This is a genomic window from Flavobacterium sp. LC2016-13 (assembly GCF_009707955.1).
GTDB lineage: Bacteria > Bacteroidota > Bacteroidia > Flavobacteriales > Flavobacteriaceae > Flavobacterium.
This window is the reverse complement of sequence record NZ_WMDQ01000002.1, coordinates 487,385-508,588: the sequence shown is the minus strand read 5'-3', so window position 1 is coordinate 508,588 and position 21,204 is coordinate 487,385. Positions and strand designations below refer to the sequence as shown.

The 21,204-nt window shown below is 33.6% G+C and carries 13 protein-coding genes; 3 read left to right on the top strand and 10 right to left on the bottom strand.

Annotated features, from left to right (window positions below; genetic code table 11):
* Positions 1 to 3: 3 nt before the first annotated feature.
* Both GKZ86_RS06030 and GKZ86_RS06025 read right to left on the bottom strand, forming a co-directional pair.
* Positions 4 to 450: a hypothetical protein gene (locus GKZ86_RS06030; RefSeq protein ID WP_154782200.1), complete on the bottom strand. Its 447-nt coding sequence runs from the start codon at positions 448 to 450 to the stop codon at positions 4 to 6.
* Positions 451 to 561: 111 nt separating this feature from the next.
* Positions 562 to 900 (bottom strand): nuclear transport factor 2 family protein, encoded by a 339-nt coding sequence (locus tag GKZ86_RS06025; RefSeq protein WP_154782199.1) that lies wholly within the window; start codon positions 898 to 900, stop codon positions 562 to 564.
* A 311-nt stretch (positions 901 to 1,211) separates the two neighbouring features.
* Between GKZ86_RS06025 and GKZ86_RS06020 the strand changes: the two genes are divergently transcribed.
* Both GKZ86_RS06020 and GKZ86_RS06015 read left to right on the top strand, forming a co-directional pair.
* A complete protein-coding gene (locus GKZ86_RS06020) occupies positions 1,212 to 1,874 on the top strand; it encodes a hypothetical protein (RefSeq protein WP_154782198.1) in 663 nt (220 codons plus the stop codon).
* A 47-nt stretch (positions 1,875 to 1,921) separates the two neighbouring features.
* Positions 1,922 to 2,758, top strand: coding sequence for a hypothetical protein (locus tag GKZ86_RS06015; RefSeq protein ID WP_154782197.1), 837 nt, complete (start codon positions 1,922 to 1,924; stop codon positions 2,756 to 2,758).
* A 9-nt stretch (positions 2,759 to 2,767) separates the two neighbouring features.
* Here GKZ86_RS06015 and GKZ86_RS06010 read toward each other — a convergent pair whose 3' ends face one another.
* Entirely contained in the window at positions 2,768 to 3,283 is a 516-nt protein-coding gene (locus tag GKZ86_RS06010; RefSeq protein ID WP_154782196.1) for a hypothetical protein, read from the bottom strand.
* 135 nt (positions 3,284 to 3,418) lie between these two features.
* On the opposite strand from GKZ86_RS06010, the gene GKZ86_RS06005 reads away from it, so the two are divergent.
* Positions 3,419 to 4,456, top strand: coding sequence for a hypothetical protein (locus tag GKZ86_RS06005; protein ID WP_154782195.1), 1,038 nt, complete (start codon positions 3,419 to 3,421; stop codon positions 4,454 to 4,456).
* Positions 4,457 to 4,631: 175 nt separating this feature from the next.
* Here the strand turns inward: GKZ86_RS06005 and GKZ86_RS06000 are convergent, their stop codons facing one another.
* From GKZ86_RS06000 to GKZ86_RS05970, 7 genes are all read right to left on the bottom strand, one after another.
* The gene (locus GKZ86_RS06000; protein ID WP_154782194.1) at positions 4,632 to 5,420 is read right to left on the bottom strand and encodes a polysaccharide lyase; all 789 of its coding nucleotides are present in this window, start codon (positions 5,418 to 5,420) and stop codon (positions 4,632 to 4,634) included.
* Between the two features lie 461 nt (positions 5,421 to 5,881).
* Complete coding sequence (locus tag GKZ86_RS05995) at positions 5,882 to 7,882, bottom strand: RagB/SusD family nutrient uptake outer membrane protein (RefSeq protein WP_154782193.1); 2,001 nt, start codon at positions 7,880 to 7,882, stop codon at positions 5,882 to 5,884.
* A 13-nt stretch (positions 7,883 to 7,895) separates the two neighbouring features.
* The gene (locus tag GKZ86_RS05990) at positions 7,896 to 11,288 is read right to left on the bottom strand and encodes a SusC/RagA family TonB-linked outer membrane protein (protein WP_154782192.1); all 3,393 of its coding nucleotides are present in this window, start codon (positions 11,286 to 11,288) and stop codon (positions 7,896 to 7,898) included.
* Positions 11,289 to 11,713: 425 nt separating this feature from the next.
* Positions 11,714 to 13,138: a SusD/RagB family nutrient-binding outer membrane lipoprotein gene (locus tag GKZ86_RS05985; protein ID WP_154782191.1), complete on the bottom strand. Its 1,425-nt coding sequence runs from the start codon at positions 13,136 to 13,138 to the stop codon at positions 11,714 to 11,716.
* 11 nt (positions 13,139 to 13,149) lie between these two features.
* The gene (locus GKZ86_RS05980; RefSeq protein ID WP_154782190.1) at positions 13,150 to 16,335 is read right to left on the bottom strand and encodes a SusC/RagA family TonB-linked outer membrane protein; all 3,186 of its coding nucleotides are present in this window, start codon (positions 16,333 to 16,335) and stop codon (positions 13,150 to 13,152) included.
* Between the two features lie 781 nt (positions 16,336 to 17,116).
* The gene (locus GKZ86_RS05975; RefSeq protein WP_154782189.1) at positions 17,117 to 20,065 is read right to left on the bottom strand and encodes an Ig-like domain-containing protein; all 2,949 of its coding nucleotides are present in this window, start codon (positions 20,063 to 20,065) and stop codon (positions 17,117 to 17,119) included.
* Between the two features lie 312 nt (positions 20,066 to 20,377).
* Positions 20,378 to 21,028, bottom strand: coding sequence for a GNAT family N-acetyltransferase (locus tag GKZ86_RS05970; protein WP_228526541.1), 651 nt, complete (start codon positions 21,026 to 21,028; stop codon positions 20,378 to 20,380).
* Positions 21,029 to 21,204 lie beyond the last annotated feature (176 nt).

Genomic DNA, 21,204 nt, shown 5'->3' with positions numbered 1-21,204 from the left:
TACTTAATAAACATAATATGGTATACTATACAAGCATCTTACTGGTTTTCCGTCTTTTATCGCCGGAACCCAGTTTGAGGATAATTTCAAAACTCTCTTTAGTTCCGGTCCCGATCCATAACCAAAATCCCGAATAATTTCTATTTCAGACACGGTTCCATCTTTTTCAATTTTAATAGTTGCAAAAACCGGATGTCCCAGAGCTTCATTTTTAATTACTTCTTCTGGTATAACATAATTTTTCTTTAAAAAAGCATGAAATTTTTCTATACCACCCGGATATTTAGGTAAAGTATCAACCGATGCCAGATTATAAACTTCATTATCATCAGATTTACTATTTTCTAATTTAACTACTTTTAAAACAGGCTTCTTCAACACAGGTTTGCTATTATTTTGACAACTAAAAAGTAATACAAAACCAACAACAGTAAAAAGCATTTTTCTCATGAGTTTTTATTTATGTGATCTGTTTTTTTAGAAGTAATAAACGAAATATTATTCATTAAAAATATAAAAGATTGGAAAGCAATGAAAATTAGTTTTGCCTGGGTTTTATTTTTAGTGAATTAAATCTGCTTTTAAATAGGAGATTTTATTGTTTTTAAAGGTGATTTCAAAAGTTCCTCCAATTTCTCCTTCCGGAAAATTGCCAGTAAATTTTACTTCTAGATACACTTGATCTTCTTCTGAAATATTCAAACTTACAATTTCAGTATGTGTATTGTAACCAATAAAATAGCTTTTAAAATAGTCTTTGATTCCTTCATGTCCCAAAAACTTTCGACCAACAGACGGATCGTCTAAAACGGCATCAACCAAATAGAAATTCAGGTATTTTGAGGTGTCGAAAGTATTACCAGCTTCAATCCAGTCGTTGATAAAAGTGTATATATTCATGTTTTTATATTTTAATTAATAGTATTGCAAAATTGGATAAAACAACACCGTTTTAATTCGCCAAAATGCCTTTAATTGTAGCCATTTTGCCGAATTAAACTTATATCAATTTATTATAAATCATATCAAAACAGATCTGGAATATCTCTCAAAATAAATAAAGAATCTTTTTAATAATATTTGTTATATTCGCTAAAAGAAGCGCTAAAAACAATTATAAAACACCAAAACTAAATGGGATTTTTTGATAAAAATCCAGATAGTAAACTGACATTACAAGAAATTATAAAACAACCAAAAGATAAAACCTGATGCTTAAAAATACGCTAATTTGTTTCTTATCAATTTTATTTCTTTATGCCTGCAATCGTAATGAAAAGCTACAATCCGAAAAAACTGTAGTTGCAAACGATAGTTTAAAAAATATAAAACCAACAGATACTTTAAGTTCTGCCGTAAAAGTACATGAAACAGTATATTTTAATGCTAGTAATACAACAATCAAAGAAGAATTTAGAGATTCTCTCTTTACAAAATTTTCAGATTTATCAACTGATGATAAATTTACCTTAAATGTTCCCAAAGGGAATATAAATAAAACAACATCGGTATTAAAAATTTTTAATAATGGTGGTGAAATGATATATGAAAAATCATTCGATACTTATCATTTGATAAATGGTTATGATTTGGAATATATTAAAAGTGATGAGGAACTTGAAAAATATATGCTAAACAGAGCAAAAGAGATATTAAGTGTTGAATCATTTACTGACATATCTGATAAAAATGAAATAAAAAAGGATGACGTTCTTGGCCAATCAAAAGAGAGATTTATAAATTATGATGCTTTTATAGAATGTCAAAATAATAAAACACCTTTATTCACGATTTCGCTTGGAGAAGAAGATACCACTTATATTGGTTATTCAAAAAAACTAAAAAAAGCAGTAGATATTATAGATTGCTGTTAGTAATCATCTTCCTGTTTTTTTAATCATACAATATTTAAAAATCATCAATGCAAAAAACAACTACTCTAATCCTTATTATTTTATTTTCCTTGTTTATTTCCTGTAAAGAAAAAAACAATAAAGTTGGAAATATTCCATTAAAAAACGTAGCAGACGATACTAAACAAATAGAAGCAAAAATTACAGATAACACAATTTATCCTGTTTATAATCTGGCAAATAATACAACTGCAATAGTTGTTGAAATATTTGATTCCGGTAAAAATGCTGAATATGAAAAAATCTACACCAGAATAAACGAAACGGATTCTTTAGAAAATGATTTTTATAAACATGCATCTTTAAACGTTAGAAAATTTGAGTATTATGATACTTTAGGAATCGTTCAACTTATTAAAAGTAAAGAATTAGAAAAGGAGATTAAGAAAATTATCGAGCCAAAATACTATGTTTACGGAACCAAAGGATTTTCTGAAGTAACTGTCGATGAAGTAGTTTGCAGAATTGACGATTGTAGAGAAAATTTTATTGGTTTGACGTTTAAAAATTTTGATACAGCCAAAAATGGTAAACCTATTCTCTGCTCCATCAAACCATTGCAACTAAATTACGGAAAGAACTATTTTGCTGTTCAAAATAAAATCCAAAAAATGGATGATAGTCTGGTTTATAGATATAGTGATACAGATCCCACCAGAGTAAAAGTTTTTGCTAATATTGGTCCGGCATATTTTGCTTATAATGATGATTTTTTATGGGGGAAAAATTCAAAACTATCAAAATGTAAATTCCCTGAAAGAAGAGTTCTCGTTCAGCAAAAAAATAATAAATTTAACACCATACTTCTTGGCGGATTAGATTTGTATGGTTTAAGTTGTGATTAAATATTAAAACTATGGCAGCGATAAATATTCTTTGTATTCCATTTTATTATCACTGTTTTTATAAAAGATATAATTGTTTTCACCGCCCTGAAAAAACATATTTATTTTTAATGTATCCTGCAGAATCCAGCTATAGGTAACTTCTGCATCAGCAGCTTTCCAGACTGAATTTTTCTGTGGTAATTTTTTCAATAAATTATCCTGAATGTAATCCGGCGATTCATCATAAAATATTTTGTATGCACTGTTAAATGTACTGTCATTGCATACACATGTTTTATTTAGAGGGTCGTCGTATCTTGAAATACCATTGTCATTTTCTTTGCATTTGAAAAGAAGTTCAGAAAGTTTTTCAGTCTTTTCAACCTGCATAGTACTGCCAGTATCTTTCTCCTTTTTTGAAAGGTATTTTGAATTGCTACTATTCTCTTTTTTTACATCTAAAGATTTATTCTCATCATTTTGTTGTTTGCAGCTTATTAATGTTAGTACAGTTATTAGCAGAAATAGTATTTTTTTTACCACAATTTGTTTTTCAGTAAAACTAGCAAATTTTATGTACCAATTATAAAATTTTAAAATCGTTTTAAAAAAGACTTTGGATACTTTTAAATTATAAAATAAATTTTATCTTTCAGACAACCAAAAACTAAAAATTAATTGAAACAGATTAAAAACAAACTAGCTCTAATTCTCTTATCTATCATCACTTTTTGTTCTTGTAAGAATGACAAAAAGATTTCTGACCACAAAATAAAGAAGGAAAACATACAACAAAACACTGAAGAAAATAGCGATGAAATAGTAAAACCGATAACTTTATTCTCGATTAGTAACCCGGATAATAATGAAATAATTAAAATATCAGGTAGCGAAGCCAGCGACGATAATAATTTTTTGCTGGCTGGAGATAAAATCGCAGTTATCGTTTCAAAGTTTAAAAAAAACAAGGAAGGCTTAGAATTAATTCAAACCGATACTTTGTTAAAAAGAGAATATAGTCATGTCAAAATTCATCGACAACACTTTTTAAGAAAAAAAATTAAAAATATAGATTATTTTCTATTTGCAACAAAAGAGTCTCCAATGGGTAATGGCGATGTTAGTTTGTATTTGCGCTTTATAATGTTAAACATGAATACGCTAAAATTTTACACATTAGAATATATTGGAGAAAATTCTCTGAGATCCGGAGAATTTGTTGATGGTACATTCTCAGAAAATGAAACCTTAGAGCATAACATGATAATCAAGAAAGAATTATACGAGTTTGCTAATCAAAGTAAATGGATTTACAAGCCAACTGAAAAAGAAAAAGACATTAATTATTATACCAACTTTGAGCATAAATGGTATAAAGATAATTACCCTGGAGGTTCTGAAATTTTTTATCCCACTATTGTAAGAAGCACTTATTATTCTGAAAATTTATTTCAATTTAATGGAGATTATGATGATGATCAAGTGATTGAAAATGCCGATTTTAAAATTGTTTCTTATTTTCGAAATAACATCATTGGATATGACAAGAATAAAGAATTATATTTTCCAATTACTGTAGAATCCTGTACTATGGGATGTGATAAGGAAATAGAATTTGTATCTGAACATGAAATAAAAATATCATACGAAACGGACAGACAAGAAGCTGATATTATTGATTTGAATAAAATTAAATTTAAAAATAGTCCTTTGTAAAAATAGATTATGATTTACTAATATAAGATCCTGTTATCCAAAAAAAATCCATAACAACAGAAGAAAATTTTAATGCCCTAATTAAGAGTATTTAGAATATCTTCTATTTGTTATGGAATTTTTAAACTATTTAATTTCTATTGTTATTTGCTTTTTGTTTTAAAGCATGTATTCACTATTGAGCATCCCAGGATGCACTTGGATAATAAATAGAACTTGTTACAGGAGCTTTCCAGTATTCCTGACTACCACCACGGAATGTATGAAGACTTACCGCATTAACATTTCGTTTAGCATCGTTTGTTACCCAACGAATGGTTTGATTTAACATCTCGGTTCCATTTACATAATATTTTACGTATCCGTTTGTATTTGATCCGGTATTTAACTTCACAGATATTTGGCAGTTATAGGTCACTCCTTCTTGTATGTAGTATTTCTTTCCAAAATCATTACCAAATTGTCCTGGCTGATCTTTATAATAAACGTAAGGCTGAAGATAAGCCCCGCTTCCTTTGGCAGAGTTTGATCCATTTGGGCAATACCACATAAATCTGGCACTACCGCCATTTCCATCCCATCCCGGATCGCCACCGGTATTTTGATCACCAATTAATATACCATATCCGCATTTTCCACCTCTGCTCCAATAAAATCCGGAATTAAATTTCATCTGGAACCAAACGGTGTAAACTCCCTCTGACCAAACACCATACGATGTACACAAACCACCAGGACACGATAGTGTATTGGTCTGCAATGTAATCGTTCTTGCTCCGGCGGTTCCTAATGCTGCAACATTAGTTTCTAACGCGGCACTAGACGAAGCGGCTTCTTTTTTAGTAACTTCAGGCGCATCTTTTTTAGTGCTTTGCAGCTCATTTAAATCTTGTTCCTTTTCACAGGAATTAAACACTAATGCTGTAATAAATAGCAAACTTGTTAATTTTAATAATTTTTTCATTTTTAAAATGTTAAGGTTAGTAAATAATAAATGGTTAGTAAATTACAATTACAATCATTTGATACTGAAAAAGAAAACTTTTATAATTCTCAAAATCGATAGCAATACAATTAGTAATTGATATTGCAAAGTTGCTTAATAACCATTAGCAAGAGGGTTAAAAAAGTACGATTTTAGGTACACAAAAATCCTGTTTATGCGTTTTGTACATATTTTTAAGGTTTAAAAAATAATATCGCTAAAAAAAACATCAAAAAATTACACTGTATTCAATCCGTTAATAATTAACGATTTAGTATTTTTTAATTTCTGTATTGGAAACAGAAAAAAGACAGCATAAAAAACGAGTTAAATATTAAATGAATAATATTAACTCGTTTTTACTTTAGCTTTCTTTGAATATTATAAAGCTATTTATTTGATCATTTATTTAAATCCTCGATTTAGTCCAAAATATAGATTTAAATTTTACTTTCATCTTCAACGGCATCTTGCCATTTATCCCAGACTTTTACACCCGCATTGTAACCATCATAACCAAAGTTCTGACTTAACTGACCTTTTATATTTGGCTCAATAGCAAGTCTATACGGAATTGGCCAGTAATTATTACGTTTGTCCATCGTATAAAACTTTACGCCCGGTTTAATAGAAATACCAGCCGGATATTTGTTGTATAGGGTATAATGTATAATACGTTGGTACCAATAACTTCCTCCGGCTGCATCTGTTCCGGATTGTTTATCCCAATTAGCTATGCTGTACGTATGACCCCATTCATCTGGTTTTCCGCTAAGGGCCAGACAGTGCGAAATACGTTTTAACTCTACATTTCTCCATTCTTCCAGATAAAGTTCTCTTCCTCTTTCTGCACAAATATCACCAATAGTTACAGTACCATACATTTGTGACGCTTTTGCTCTTGCTCTTACAACATTTACATCCTGAGCTGCTCCACTAGCATTACCTTGATAAAAACGCGCTTCTGCACGCAATAGATAAGTCTCAGCTAAACGATATATGTACAAATGCGCAGTAGATCCTGAACTCGCTCCCTGAAAATCATTTGCGGCCGGATTACCTTCTGCCACAACATCGTGTAAAAAGATTTTATAATGAGGAAAATCAAACCAATCACGAATAGAATCTTGTGCTAACAGTTTGCCATTTGCATCCTTCATTCTAAAATTTTGTCCAGCCCAAGTTGCACTTCCACCTGCTCCGGGAGCATATTTTAAATCTGTCATGTGCACCCAGTTTCCAACTGTACTGTTATGTCTAAGATCCAGATTGTCCTCAACACCGTTCACAACCCACATAGGATGCTGTGAATAATAAGAACCACTAATAGTACCAATACCGCGCCCTAGTGCTCTTTGATAATCATATTTTGCATTATAATTGACTTTATCTGTCAATGGAAAACGCGGTGCTGCTGTTTTACCATCAGGCGTAATTAAATTAGCATCATTCCAGTTAGGTCCAAAAATTCTCATTGAAGTAAACGATAAAAATGATTGTGCTCCTCCGTTTGGTGCAACCAATATAGCTTCTGTATTAGAAGAAATCACCTTGTTCTCAGGTCTGTGCAAATCCCAGATGACATTTCTGGTAATTGGCCATGCAGTAGGATTTCCTCCCGGATCAAAAATTCCTAAAGTGTTTTGCACCAAAGAATACCCCGATTGATTAATAAGAATATCTGCTTGTGCTTCAGCTTCTGCAAATCTACCAGATGCCAAATAACATTTTATCAGTAACTGGCGGCATGCTCCTTTGCTAACCATACCTACATATCCTATTTTTGATTGTTCTGGCACGAATTGTACAGCTTTCTCCATATCTGCTGTAATCATTTCTATGATGGCTTCTTTTTTAGTAGAATAATAACTCTGCTTTGGAGCCTCCAAAATTTTAGTAACCAACGGTATATCTCCAAATTGATACACCAGATTAAGATAACGGTATGCTCTGTGAAAATAAGCTTGCCCAATATATTTATTTTTAACCTCCTCGGATAAAGTTGTCACATTACCAATATAGGATAATACAGTATTAGCATTCTTAATACCTGTATAGGCTTCAGTCCAGTAAAAACCAAGATAAATTGATTCGCCTACCTCTCTTTGATAGGTTCCGGTAGGAACGACAGTAGCAGCATAATCAGCAATATTACCAGCCGTATCCGTTTTTCCATATTGTGCCATATCAGAGAAAAGATATTCTGTACCAATGGGCACACTAACACCAGCAGCATTAAAGTGAATATAATTATTACGCAACTGTTTATCGCACAGTGCTAAAGTTGCCTGCAACCCCGCTTCTGTATTAAATGTAGTTTCAGGTTTGTAAAACGAAAGCGGGTCTGAATCCAGAAAATCTTTTGAACAAGAACCAGACAGTGTAGCCAATACTATAAGAGGCAACAGTCTTGATATTTTATTATTTATATATATTTTCATTATTGAATAATTTTTAAAGTTGTACATTAAAACCTAAATTAAACGTTCGTGTCGCCAATCCTCCTTTATTATTAACATCTCCTTCCGGGTCTCCATAATATTTCCATTGTTTAGAAGCAGACCATGTTGCTACGTTTTGAACCGAAGTATAAATTTTAAAATTTTTAAGGTGTACGCGATCTAAAAAATCTCTTGGTAAAGAATAGGCCAGTGAAATATTGTCAAGACGAATAAAACTTCTATCATACAATTTTCCTGGTGCAACCGGAGTTCCGGCAGGTCCTTTAGCATCAAGACGCGCCCAATCATTGGTTGGGTTATCAACTGTCCAATACGGATTTACATACGGATTGAAGTTGAATTTATACAAACTGCTATCATTGAAAGTATTCATATAGCCTGAATTAAGGTCTTTTTGCCCCATATAGGAATACATACTTATAGCAAAATCCCAATTTTTATAAATCTTAAAATCATTGCGCAGCGACCACTGTACAGGAGGCGTTTTATCTCCTAAAAACTGTTTATCTTTTTCATTGTAAACCGCTTTTTTATAAGGAACTCCATTTGCATCTACCGCATCTACATCGTCTCCGGTATAGCTGTTTTCAACTTTTGGATCTCCGGGACGCTGTCCGTATTTTAAAGCCTCTTTCCACTCGTCTTTTTGCCAGATTCCGGTTATTCTGTAATCCCAAATTTGAGTGATCGATCTGCCTATAAACCATCCGTTGGCTGAATCATCACCCTCTTTAGTTCCAACGACATTACCATTGCCATCCTTAACTTCTACCATATTGCCATACAATGAATTAATCGTATTCTTATTGTATGAAAAACCAAGTGTAGTACGCCATTCAAAGTTTGGTCTTTTCATATTAAGCGTGCTAAGACTCAATTCAAAACCTTTGTTTTCAACCTCTCCCAGATTGGTTGCAATTGATGAAAAACCAGTAAAACCAGGAAGGGACTGGCTCATAATCATATCATGGGTAATCTTTTGGTAAGCATCTATAGTAGCAGTAACACGATCATGTAAGAAACCTAAGTCAAGGCCAATATTTGTTGATCTTGTTTTTTCCCATTCCAGATTTTTATTTGCCATACGATCAAGTGATAAATACTTCAGTTCAAGAGGTTTTCCTGAAGCATCTAAATATCCCATTGTCCCTGTATTTGTTAAGTTTGCCAAAGAAATGTATGGATTGTCAAGCGATCTGTTTCCATTTTCACCCCAAGACACACGTAATTTACCTGCAGACATCGGATCCCAGTTAAACCATTTTTCATTTTTAAAGTTCCATGCAAACCCAATAGAAGGGAAAACGGCATAAGGATTTGAAGATCCAAATGCTGAATAACCATCACGACGAACAGTTGCTGTTAGCATATAACGATTATCAAACGAATAGAAAAGTCTTGCCATCAAACCATCTGCCGTTTGATGTGTATCTTCTGATCTAAGTTTACTATTCGCCAATGTTGCAGTAGAAACATTGTGAAATCCTAAATCATCCGTTGGCAGAATGTTATAAGCATCCATTCCATCTGACCAATAACGACGTTCTTCAGCTTCCTGAACAAGCGTCAATATAAAATGGTGTTTTGCAGCAATTGTATAATCCCACGCTAATGTATTATTCAGGTTATAATCAAATCTTGTACTATTATTTCTGGTTGCTCCGTGGGTAGCAGCAGCCCAATTTGGATTTTGTGCCGATTCGAAATAACGATCATGATAAAATTGATAACGAGGAGCAACGTTAAATGAATATGTAATGCCCCAAGGTAAAGTTACCTTTGTATTAAAAATGGTATTCAATGTGGTATATCCTGTCTCTTTCTCAATAAATTGACGGTCGTAGTAATAATTATAATTCTGTCCCGAAACATTTTTTCCCATCGGCTGTCTTTCGTAGTTGCCATTTGCATCTGTAAAAGTTCCAAACGGACTGGTTCTCATCATATTATTAAAACCGGAACGTGTATCTAAAGAAGGCGTAACATCTCCATCTGAACGATCCTGAAAATTAACATTTACCCCAAAATCAAGCCAATCCGTAATTTTAGCGTCTACTTTCATATTGGAACGAGCTGATTTATAATCATTTCCAACAATAGCTCCTTCCGAAGTTAAATAACCGAAAGACATATAATAATTTACCTTGTCGCCTGCTCCGGAAATACTCAAATTATTGTCATGATTAATCCCTGTTCTAAAAGAGCTGTCACTCCAATCGTGTGTTTTTCCTGCCAGGAAATTAGCCATAAGCGAAGGATCGAAATTCAAACCTAAACGATTTCCCCATACTTCCTTCGTGCTTTTTCCTGTTGTTTGTGCAGCTGGCTGGTACGCTAACCATTGATCCTGAGTAATACCCCACTTGCCTAAATCCTCAGGATTTGAAAAATATCCGGGTTTACCATTAGCAACTGTTCCTACCATCCATGGTCCGTATTCGCCAGTTGTTGCATTACCACCATAAGTTGCAGAAGTTTCCCAATCTTCACGGTATTTTAAATACCCTTCCGGGGAATACACACTACGATAGGCACTCTTACGGGTAGTCGTCGTGTTTGTAGTAAAACTAATGACAGGCTTACCGGCCTTACCTTTTTTGGTTGAAATAATAATAACTCCTGCTGCCGCTTTCGCTCCATATACAGATGCTGCCGATGCATCTTTTAAAATATCGATCGAGCCGATATCATCAGGATTAATTTCTGAAAGCTCTCCATAAAACTGCATTCCGTCTAAAATAATAAGTGGTGAATTATGCACACCATCATTATTAGGATTATAAACAGAACTTTGTCCACGAATTTGCATTCTCCCTCCTCCTTTTGCAGAAGGATCGTAACCTACGTTTATACCGGGAGTTCCTCTCAGGATATCCTGAACCGTTTGCGGATTTTGGTTTGCCAGCCTGTCAGGTGTTATCTGAACAATTGCTCCCGTTAAATCCTTTTTTTTCATTTTACCATAACCAACTACAACAACCTCTTCTAATGAAGTTGTAGCTTTTTGTAGTTTTACATTAACGATAGTTTCGCCCTTTAAAGTAACTTCTTTAGTTATATATCCTAAATAGGAAAATACTAACACTGGGTTTTCGTTCTCTGTTTTTAAAGTAAATTTTCCGTCAAAATCTGTTAAAGCACTATTTCTTGTTCCTTTTTCTAAAATAGTTACTCCCGGCAGCGGCATGCCATTTTCATCATTAACTTGTCCGTTAATGTTTTTTTGTTCTCCTACATTTTTTAGCACTGTTGTACTTTCAGAACCAATAGCATATCCATGAACTTGAGATAAAGAAAACAATACACATAACATGAGCATTTTCTTTTTTAAATTAAATCCGGATACGTTATTAGGACTTTTTTTGATCCTAGTAAAGTTTGTCATTTTCGGTTTGTCATTTTTGGTTAATAGTTAGTTTGACAAAATCACTTCAGGATTTATTAAATCCATTCATAATTTGTGTTACAAAAATGACTAATAATGATTTTAACAGGGGGTAATAAAATACGTTTTTGGGTATATTAAAGTCTTGCGAATGAGCTTAATTTATTTTTTATCATAAAATAAATTAAATTTGTAAAAAAAATAGTAGAAAAAATAAACAATACATAATTATGAATATAATATTACTCAAAATGATTTCGATTATTTTGAGGATGAAAAATTGCATAAAAAGGATCAAAAAAAAAGCTAAATCTTTCGATTTAGCTTTTTTCGTTTTGCTTGTAAAATATGTTGGTTATTTTATCCCGAACGAGATATTTATATCATTGGGGGAACAGATTTGTGTATCTCTTTCGGGATGCAGTTTAATTTACATCAAACCATAATTTTGTAGTAAGCAAGTCTTTTCCCTGAACAGATACTGCCGCTTGGTAACTAGTACCGTTTAATGACTGTTCTGTACCTGGATAAAAGAAACGCGAAGGTATCTTTCCATCCAAAACCGTAGCAGGACCAGCTGTCAATACAGGATAGTCAAGTCTTCTCCATTCAGCAAAAGCATCAAGACCCTGACCATAGAATGCAATCCATTTTTGTGTACCTATCGATTTTGCATAATTTGTTGCATCATACTTCACAATTGCCTGATTCAGGTAATTAGAAATAACTGTTGCATCAGTAATACTAAATTGATTGAACGATGCTGTAATTGCACTTTTATAAAGTTGTTCTGCATCTCCGGCAATATAACCACGGGCAACTGCTTCAGAAAGATTGAACAATGTTTCTGAATAAGAAGCAATAACAGCAGGCGATGTAGACGTAAGGAAATAAGTACCCGGTTTTGATGTTTTAGCAAATCCCTGGCTATTAGCATCACTGTTCGATAATCCATTCGCACCACCAACGTATGTACCCACGGTTGCATCTGATGGCAACTGAGCATAAACCGGTAAACGCGGATCTGATAATGCTTTTAATTTATCAACCAAAGTTTTCGAAATACGATAATCATCTCTGGTTTCAAACCATGCCGAAGCCGGATTTTGTTGAGGTGAACTGATGTAAGTAAATTTAAAAGTATCTGCGTTACTGCTAATTAAGCCTGCAGCATCGCTTGTTGCATCAATTGCAGCTTGTTTCGCTAAAGCAGGTTCTCTGTCAGAAATTCTCAATGCAATACGCAAACGAAGCGAATTCACAAATTTTTTCCATTTTGCAATATCTCCTTTATAAACCAAATCACCCGTTACGGCACCGTTTGATGTATTTAACAATGATTGAGCTTGTGTCAAATCTTCCAGTAATCCTGTATATACTTCTTTTTGAGTATTATATGCCGGTGTTACTTTTAGACCTGCTTCTTTATAAGGAATGCTTCCGTAAGCATCTGTCAACAATAAAAATGTCCATGAACGTAAAGTCAATGCAATTCCCTTATAATTTGAATTTGCCTGATCTGCAGGGAAATTCAGGATCGTATTTAAATCTGTAATTAAAGTTGCATATCCCGTATTCCACAAAGTAGTAAACGAAGTATTTGACACATCATATCTGTCCGGTTCCGTATATTGGATTTTAGCCCAATGCTGCACAAATAACAAAGATGAATCAAAGTTATTTGTTGATCCCCAATATAAGTCAGCGCCTTGTTTTAATGTTCCAGTTAACAAATAAGGTGCTAATGGAGTTTCTGTTGCATTTGGATTTTTGTTAATATCATCCAGCGTATCACTGCAAGAAGTCAGTGACAATGCAAATAGAGTTATATAAGCTATCTTTTTTAGCATGATTTTGTGTTTTAGAATTTAAGATTAACATTAAGGCTGAAATTTCTGGTAGTTGGTAAAGCTAAACTCTCCAAACCTTGTGCATTTCCAGTATTGAAAGCTGTTTCAGGATCAATATTTGGTGCATCTTTGTAAATGAAGAACAGGTTACGACCTACAGCAGTAATACTTGCTCCTGCTAATCCCAGTTTCTTAACAAATGATTTATTGAAATTGTACGCCAATTTTACTTCTCTTAATTTTACAAAAGTTGAGCTGTAAATGTAGGCTTCACTAATGTTGTAAGATGCTTTGTAATATTCCTGTGCACTAAGAACTGAAGTATTTGGAGTTCCGTCAGCATATACTCCTTTAAAGATCATTCCATCATCATATACCACCGCGCCTCCTGGAGCACTTCCTCCAGGCAATAAGGTTTTCGTCGTTCCATCAAGATAGTAGTTTAATCCGCCATTAGCAGCATCACGACCTTCCATCGTTTGAGCTAACACACCTGTATAATTACCTGTTCTGTTTGTTCCTGAAAAAAGTTCTCCACCTACACTTGCATCAACTAAAAATGAAAATTCAAGATTTTTGTATGTTATTGTGTTTGTAACACCGGCTATATAATCCGGAGTATAATGTCCTAATACTTTCTTTTGCGGATCAGCTTTCGGTAATCCGTTTGCACCAACTACAATATTTCCATTTCCGTCACGTAAATAAGCTGTACCATAAAGTGCGCCATACGCCTCTCCTACTGATGCTAATACATCAACTCCTCCAGAAGAACCAATTGTGTAGTTTTGAATCTGTTTATCATAGTCAAGAATTTTTACTTCGCTTATATTCTTTGAATAATTTACGCCAATATTCCACTTGAAGTTTTCAGTTTGAACAGGAGTTCCATCGAACTGAATTTCAATACCATGGTTGTTGATTTTTCCTGCATTGATTAATTGTGAATTATATCCGCTCGCAGCAGTTGTTTTAATTTCCAAAATCTGGTCAAAACTATCCGTGTTGTAATAAGCCGCATCAAAATGCAATCTGTTTTTCCAGAAAGAAGCTTCTAAACCAATTTCAGTAGAGCGTGTAGTTTCCGGTTTAAGGTCTGGATTAAGTTTCTTTTGTGAAGAAGTTTGAATCGGATTTCCGTCAAATGCAGTTTGAAAATTATAAACTGTAGACAATTGATACGGATCTGCATCGTTACCTACTTCAGACCAACCACCACGTAATTTTAAGAAATCAAGTGTATTGCTTTTCAGATTTAAAGCTTCTGATAAAACTAAACTTCCACTAACAGAAGGATAGAAATAAGAACGGTTGCTGCTTGGTAATGTCGATGACCAGTCATTACGTGCTGTAAGGTTTAAAAACGCATAGTTTTTATAACCAAATTGTGTTGAAGCATAAGCACTATAAACTCTTAATCTTGCTATTGAGTTTGAAGAAGCCAAAGGATCTCTCGAATTAGTTAATGTATATAAATCAGGCACAGCCAAACGAGGCGCTTTTTGATAATTGTTTGCATCACTGTGGTTACGGATATTGAATCCGCCAAGAGCATCCAAACTAAAATCATCGCTCAGTTTTTTAGTATAAGTAAAAATACCTTCCGTATTTCTTTCACTTACTGTATACGCATCTTCAGCATACGAACCGAAAGGAGTTCCGTTTGTACCATACTTAATCGTGTATTTTCTACGATCGTTATAGTAATCAACTCCGGTACGGAATTTAAAGTTAAGTCCGTCTGCAAGTTTTGCATCTAAATGGATATCACCAATTAAACGGTTACGTTGTTGGCTGGTTGTGTTGTAATAAGCATTCCAATATGGATTGCTGTAATAACTGTTGTTCCAGTTGACATCTCTGTTATTTTGAAGTTGATTGACATCAACCTGACGTCCGAACCAAAGAAACTGTAACATTACACCCGCAGCACGACCACCAGATGGACCACCCGGTAATGCCGGAGCATCAGTAACAACATAGTTTGCCGTTACCCCTACTTTTACATTTTTAGATATTTGATAATTAGAGTTAACAGTAAAGTTTGTTTTATTTATTTCACTGTTAGGCACTATTCCTGTTTGTTTTTGATTATTTACTCCTAAACGGAAATCTGCTTTGTCATTTGATTGCGCTACAGAAATACTATTATCAAGCGTAATACCTGTTTGAAAGAAGTCTCTAACATTGTCAGGGTGAGCTACAAAAGGTACAGCTTCTCCATTTGAATAAAATTGAGGAATAAGACGTCCGTCTAATTTAGGTCCCCAGCTTTCATCAACTCCATCATTAATACCGCCACCTTTACCATCTACATAACTAAACTTTCCGTTTGAACCTTGTCCAAATGAATTTTGAAACTTAGGTAAAGTAGCCACTTGAGAGATCGTTATACCTGAACTAAAGTTTATACCAAGTCCTTTTTGACTTTTTCCTGATTTTGTAGTAATAAGGACAACACCATGCGCAGCACGTGAACCGTAAAGAGCAGCCGCATTTGGACCTTTCAATACTGTTAATGTTTCAATATCCTGTGGATTTAAATCGGCAATTGCATTTTTAAAATCACGTGAAGCTGCAACTCCTGCAAGAGAATTTAACTGAGAATTATCAACCGGAATTCCGTCTACCACAAATAATGGCTGATTATTTCCTGATATAGAAGTTTCTCCACGAATAATAATACGTGAAGATCCCATATCTCCTTGTGAATTGGTAATACGTACACCCGCTAATTTACCTGAAAGACTATTCAAAAAGTTTGTTTCTTTTGTATCTACCAAATCCTTATTTTTAAGTGATTGTGTAGTATATCCTAAAGATTTCTTTTCTTTTGAAATACCAAGTGCGGTAACAACTACTTCTGATAACGCATTTTGTTCTTGAGTAAGACCAATAACAACTGAATTTTCAGTAACTACCGTTTCTGTTTTTTTATATCCCAGAAAACTTACGATTAATGTATAAGGAAGTTTTTGTCCTGTCTGGAAAAAAAACTTACCATCGAAATCTGTTAAAACACCGTGTGTCGTTCCTTTAATGTTTATTGAAGCACCAATAATAGGCTCCTTTGTAACAGCATCTATTACTGTTCCTTCGAGTTTTGATTGGATTAAAGGTTTGGTCTCCTGAGCCTTAATCCCTATGGAAATCAACAAAATGCATATCCATGCATATCTATTTAATTTTTTTTTCATTACTTTGTTTTGGTTTAAAAAATAAGGTAAGTCGAAAAGGATTTACTCCATTCTCGCTTTCCTTACAGAGATGAACAATTTCTTTAAGCTTTGCCATTTCTGCTGCAACAGAAATGGTTTTTTTATTTGCAGCACATTCGTTTTTTCATTTTTTTTTATTTTGGATTACTATTATTTAAATTGGTCTTTGTAAGATTTCAATCCTAAATTTTAAGGATCCATCTTATTTGAAAATTTGAGAAATTAGAGATTGAAGAAATTTTAACAGCGATAACTCATAAGACATAAATCGAAAAATGGTTGTTGCTTGTTCAAAAATGAAAATGTATTTTAGTCTTTAATCCTTATTTTACTGAGTTCTTTTAAATTCTACTAGTTTGATAGAACAAAAGTAAATTAAAAATATTAAAGCAAAAATTTTAATCGATTTTTTTGCAAAAAAAATGTTAACTAAAATTTTAGTAAATTTTAAATCATTAGAAACAAAGAAGTTAAGATCACAATGGATTTTTCTATTGTGTAGGATTTTTTTTAAACTGATAACATTAAATTAGCAATATTGCTATCTGAGATTAAACAAATCTTAATTATATGCCAATTGAATCAGGCATTTTATGATAATTAAACTGCGATTTCCTTCTTATAATATCGTGTTTGGAATACATGAGAAATAAAAACCAAAAAACCTCCAAAATCAATGACTTTGGAGGTTTTTAATGTATGGCTACGATAATAAATTTGAATCAATAAAATTTAGTTCATTAAAAGTATTTTTTATCTATTACTTAATAATCAGTTTTTTAGACACATTAAAAGCATCCGAATTGATTGTAACAACATATATTCCTGAAGCTAATTCATGATTGATTTTTGCAGACGTATTGATTTTTTTTACCAAAACCTTTCTGCCATTTATATCAATAACCGTTACTGTTGCCAAATCACCTGCTTTTAATTCCGGCAGGACAATATTAAATTCATTATTCGTTGCCGGGTTTGGATAAACACTAACCGCAGCATTATTTTGGGCTATTACTCCTACTTCATCAACATTAACTTTTTTTGCTGTAGAAGTGGTTTGAAATTGCCATTGTGCACTTTCCCAATTGTTTTGAGCTCCATTATATTGAGCAGAACCGTTTAGGTTTTCAATATGAATCATAGCTCCTGTCTGCCATCTGTTTTTAATTCTTACGTAAGTTCCGTCCACGTTTTCGCTTGACCATTGTGCACTGTACCAACCAGTTGATCCAACATTACATTGTACTGCTCCGGTTAAGTTTTCAATGTTCATCATATCTCCCGTACCCACATTTTTTAAGATATAAAAAGTAGCATCAATCGCAATTTTTTCCCATTTGTAATTATTGTTGGCAACCGTTGCTCCGTATCCAACATTGGCTCCCGCATCATATAAATAATTACCAGTCCATCTGTTTTTAATTGTAAAATAGTTTCCTGTTGCAGCATTAACCGTAATTGCTGCCGTACTTGTTTTATTTCCGTCTACAGTTGTTACAGTAATCGTAGCCGTTCCTGCTGAAACTGCTGTAACCAAACCTGATGAATTAACTGTTGCTACGCTCGTATTGTTTGAAGCATAATTAACCGATTTATTTGTTGCATTTGATGGCAAAACTGTTGGTATTAATTGCTGCGTTCCGCCTACAGCTAATGTTGCAGATGAAGGACTTAAACTCACACTTGTAACCGCAACATTTGATGAATTTACAGTGATTACAGATGTAGCCGTTTTAGCTCCATCCTGCGTTGTAACCGTAATTGTTGCTGATCCCGAAGCAACAGCCGTAACTAAACCTGAACCATTTACAGTTGCTACGCCCGTATTATTAGAACTATACGTTACTGTTTTGTTCGTAGCATTTGCCGGAGCAACAGTTGGCGTTAATTGTTGTGTGGCACCAACGCTTAAAGTGGCTGTTGTTGGCGAAATGGTTACGCCTGTAACTGGAACATTTACAGTTGAACAGTTAGAACTTTGTGTCCATGAAAATGTACCAATAGCGCTTATTTCTTCATTTGCTGTTGCATTTCCGCCTCTATTCGAATAATTCATATTGCAATACGTACCATTTCCCGCAGGAGAACCTGCTATGAGTACAAAATAACCTCTTCCCCAATTTCTGTTCAATGCATTATTGTTTGGAAATTCTTTACCAGTTCCGTTAACAGTGATATCTTTAAAACTAAGATTATAAATACCATCGCCTGATCTTTTACTGATAGAAATAGCATCATTTCTTGAATCTATAATATCGATATTATAAAGCTGAACATTTTTAACCTGAGATCCCGCATTTGTAGCACTAAAAATGTCTACAGCCGCTACAGGATTATTGTATGTATCATTAAAAGTTCCGCAGGTTGATACCGTAATATCATGAATTTCATGCATTCCATCGTTGTTGAATGGAGCTCCCGGAAAATTATTACTCACTCGGATACCCGCTTCCAGATTGTCTTTAATAATTAAATTATACGCTTTGTTATTTTTTCCGCCGTAAATAGCAAGACCACAGGCACGCCAGCAGTTTTCTGAAGTATTGTATCGAAACGTGTTATTGATACATTCCAATCCGTCTGCAGACCAAATCGCTTGATCATCATCACCGTTATTTCTGAAGTTACAATGTTCTACAACAGAATTTGCAGTTCCTTTACAAAGGTTAATTCCATCAGCGTAATTGTTTCTAAAACGACAATGAGATAATGTAAATCCGTCAGCAATTACAGGACCTCCTGTATTGTATTGTGCAATCCAGGCACCGCATTCAAAATGTTCTGCCCAAATATTTTTTACAATTGAACCACTTGTGAAAACTCCATTTATACCTTTATAAGAATTGCTTCTTGAAGCTGAATTTGTTGTTAAATAAAGATCAGTAAATGAAATATTACTTGCATTCGCACGCAATCCTCCGTTTAAACTGCTCGTGTTAGTAAAATTAATTTGAGTATACCACATTCCTGCTCCAATTAATGAAGTGTTTGCCGAACCAAAATATAATTCACGGTTTACGTTATAAACACCAGTTGGAACGAAGATTTTTTTACCGCCGTTTGCGTCGATAAAAGTTTGAAGATCACTTCCGTTTCCGCTATACGTTACAGCGCCTGACGGAGCTGTCACCGCTGTTGGAACCGGTTCCATTTCTGCAAAATCCAAATGAATGTTACCCGATTCTCTCACTATTTTTAAAGTTCCGGAAACAGCTATTTTAGCAGGAAGTTTATAACGAACTTCATCAAATCGCATTCTTGGGTTTTGATTTGTGATTCCGTTATTATTTGGATTTCCGTTACTCCACAAATATTCCCAAGACCATGTCGAAGTCAAAGTAAGCGTTGTAAGCTTTGTGTTTCCATTATACACGCCTACAGTACCCGATTGTCCGTCAGGAACACTGTAACGAATTACAAGTCCGTCTGCAGCTTCTGTAAGTGTCCATTGAACCGTTGCATTTGTAGCAGAAAGATTCACACATTGCTGATCTGAAGCTTCTGATTGAAGATCAGACTGAATGTATGATTTTGAAGTAACTGTAGCGCCATTCGATAATTGACCTAAGTTTGCTTCATACCTTTTATATGGCGCGTCATAATAGCCACGCTGCGCATATAAATTTGAAGTTAAGAAAATAAAAAAGATCCAAATTAGATAACAACATTTGTTTCTTTTAAAAAAAATAACGTGTAATTGATCATTCATAATTTTAGGTTTTAATTAGTTTGTTCCTACAAAAAGGATATAACGAAACTAGAATTAAAAAATAAATTAAAGAAAAGATGTGTTAAAAATCAAGATTCATACAACGATTTCGTCATATCAACTTATTGATAATTAATGAAATACATTTTAAAAGCAAATAAAAAATCAAGAATAAATATAGATATGAAGTTTGTTTTGTAAGGCAAAAAAGATGAGAATATAAAAAAATAAAATAATCAATTTTAATATATTCTCTTTTTTATAGCCAATAATAAAGAATTTAGTAAATAGGTTCAAAATCACTAATCAAATTCAATGCTTATTTTGTTTCGGATTATACAACATCGCTGTACATAAACAGTTTTTTCTTTCTTTGCTCTTTAATATTGGGCAATTGACACATGATTTACAGTTTTCCCAAAAAGCTTCATCGGTAGTTAATTCTGAATAAGTTACGGGTTCAAAACCAAGTTCGTGGTTCATTTTCATTACTGCCAAACCTGTTGTGAGACTAAATATGCTGGCTTCGGGATATTTTTGGCGGCTTAATTCAAAAATTTTTCTTTTTATGTTTTTTGCAAGTCCGGTATGTCTGAATTCGGGAGCAACTATTAATCCCGAATTAGAAACAAAACGACCATTATCCCAGGAAGAAATAAAAGAAAAACCCGCCCATCTTCCGTCTAATGCAAAAGCAATAACAGCTTCACCCTTTTCTATTTTTTCCTTAATCAATTCCGGTGAACGTCCGGAAATACCAGTTCCCCGAGCCAAAGCAGATGATAATGTCATGTCACAAATTTCCTGTACCCAAAAAATATGGTCAGAATTGGCAGTTTCAACCCAAAATTCAATTAGATCTTCAGGGTTTTGATCGTTACTAAATAAGTTCGTTTTATCTGAAATTTGGTGAGGCAAAAAGTCTTTGTCTGAAAAATCTACGGCTTGCTGTTCAGTTTTCATGTTTGTTTTTCGTGTATTTCTAATTTATTAATATACAATGCAAATACATCATCCAAATTAGATACCAATATCAATATTGCAATCCGTTTTAGAATATTAAACTCTGTTTATAAGCAGTTTACATCAAAAAATACAGAACTGTACTCTTTATCAATATGCCTATCAAAATGATACGC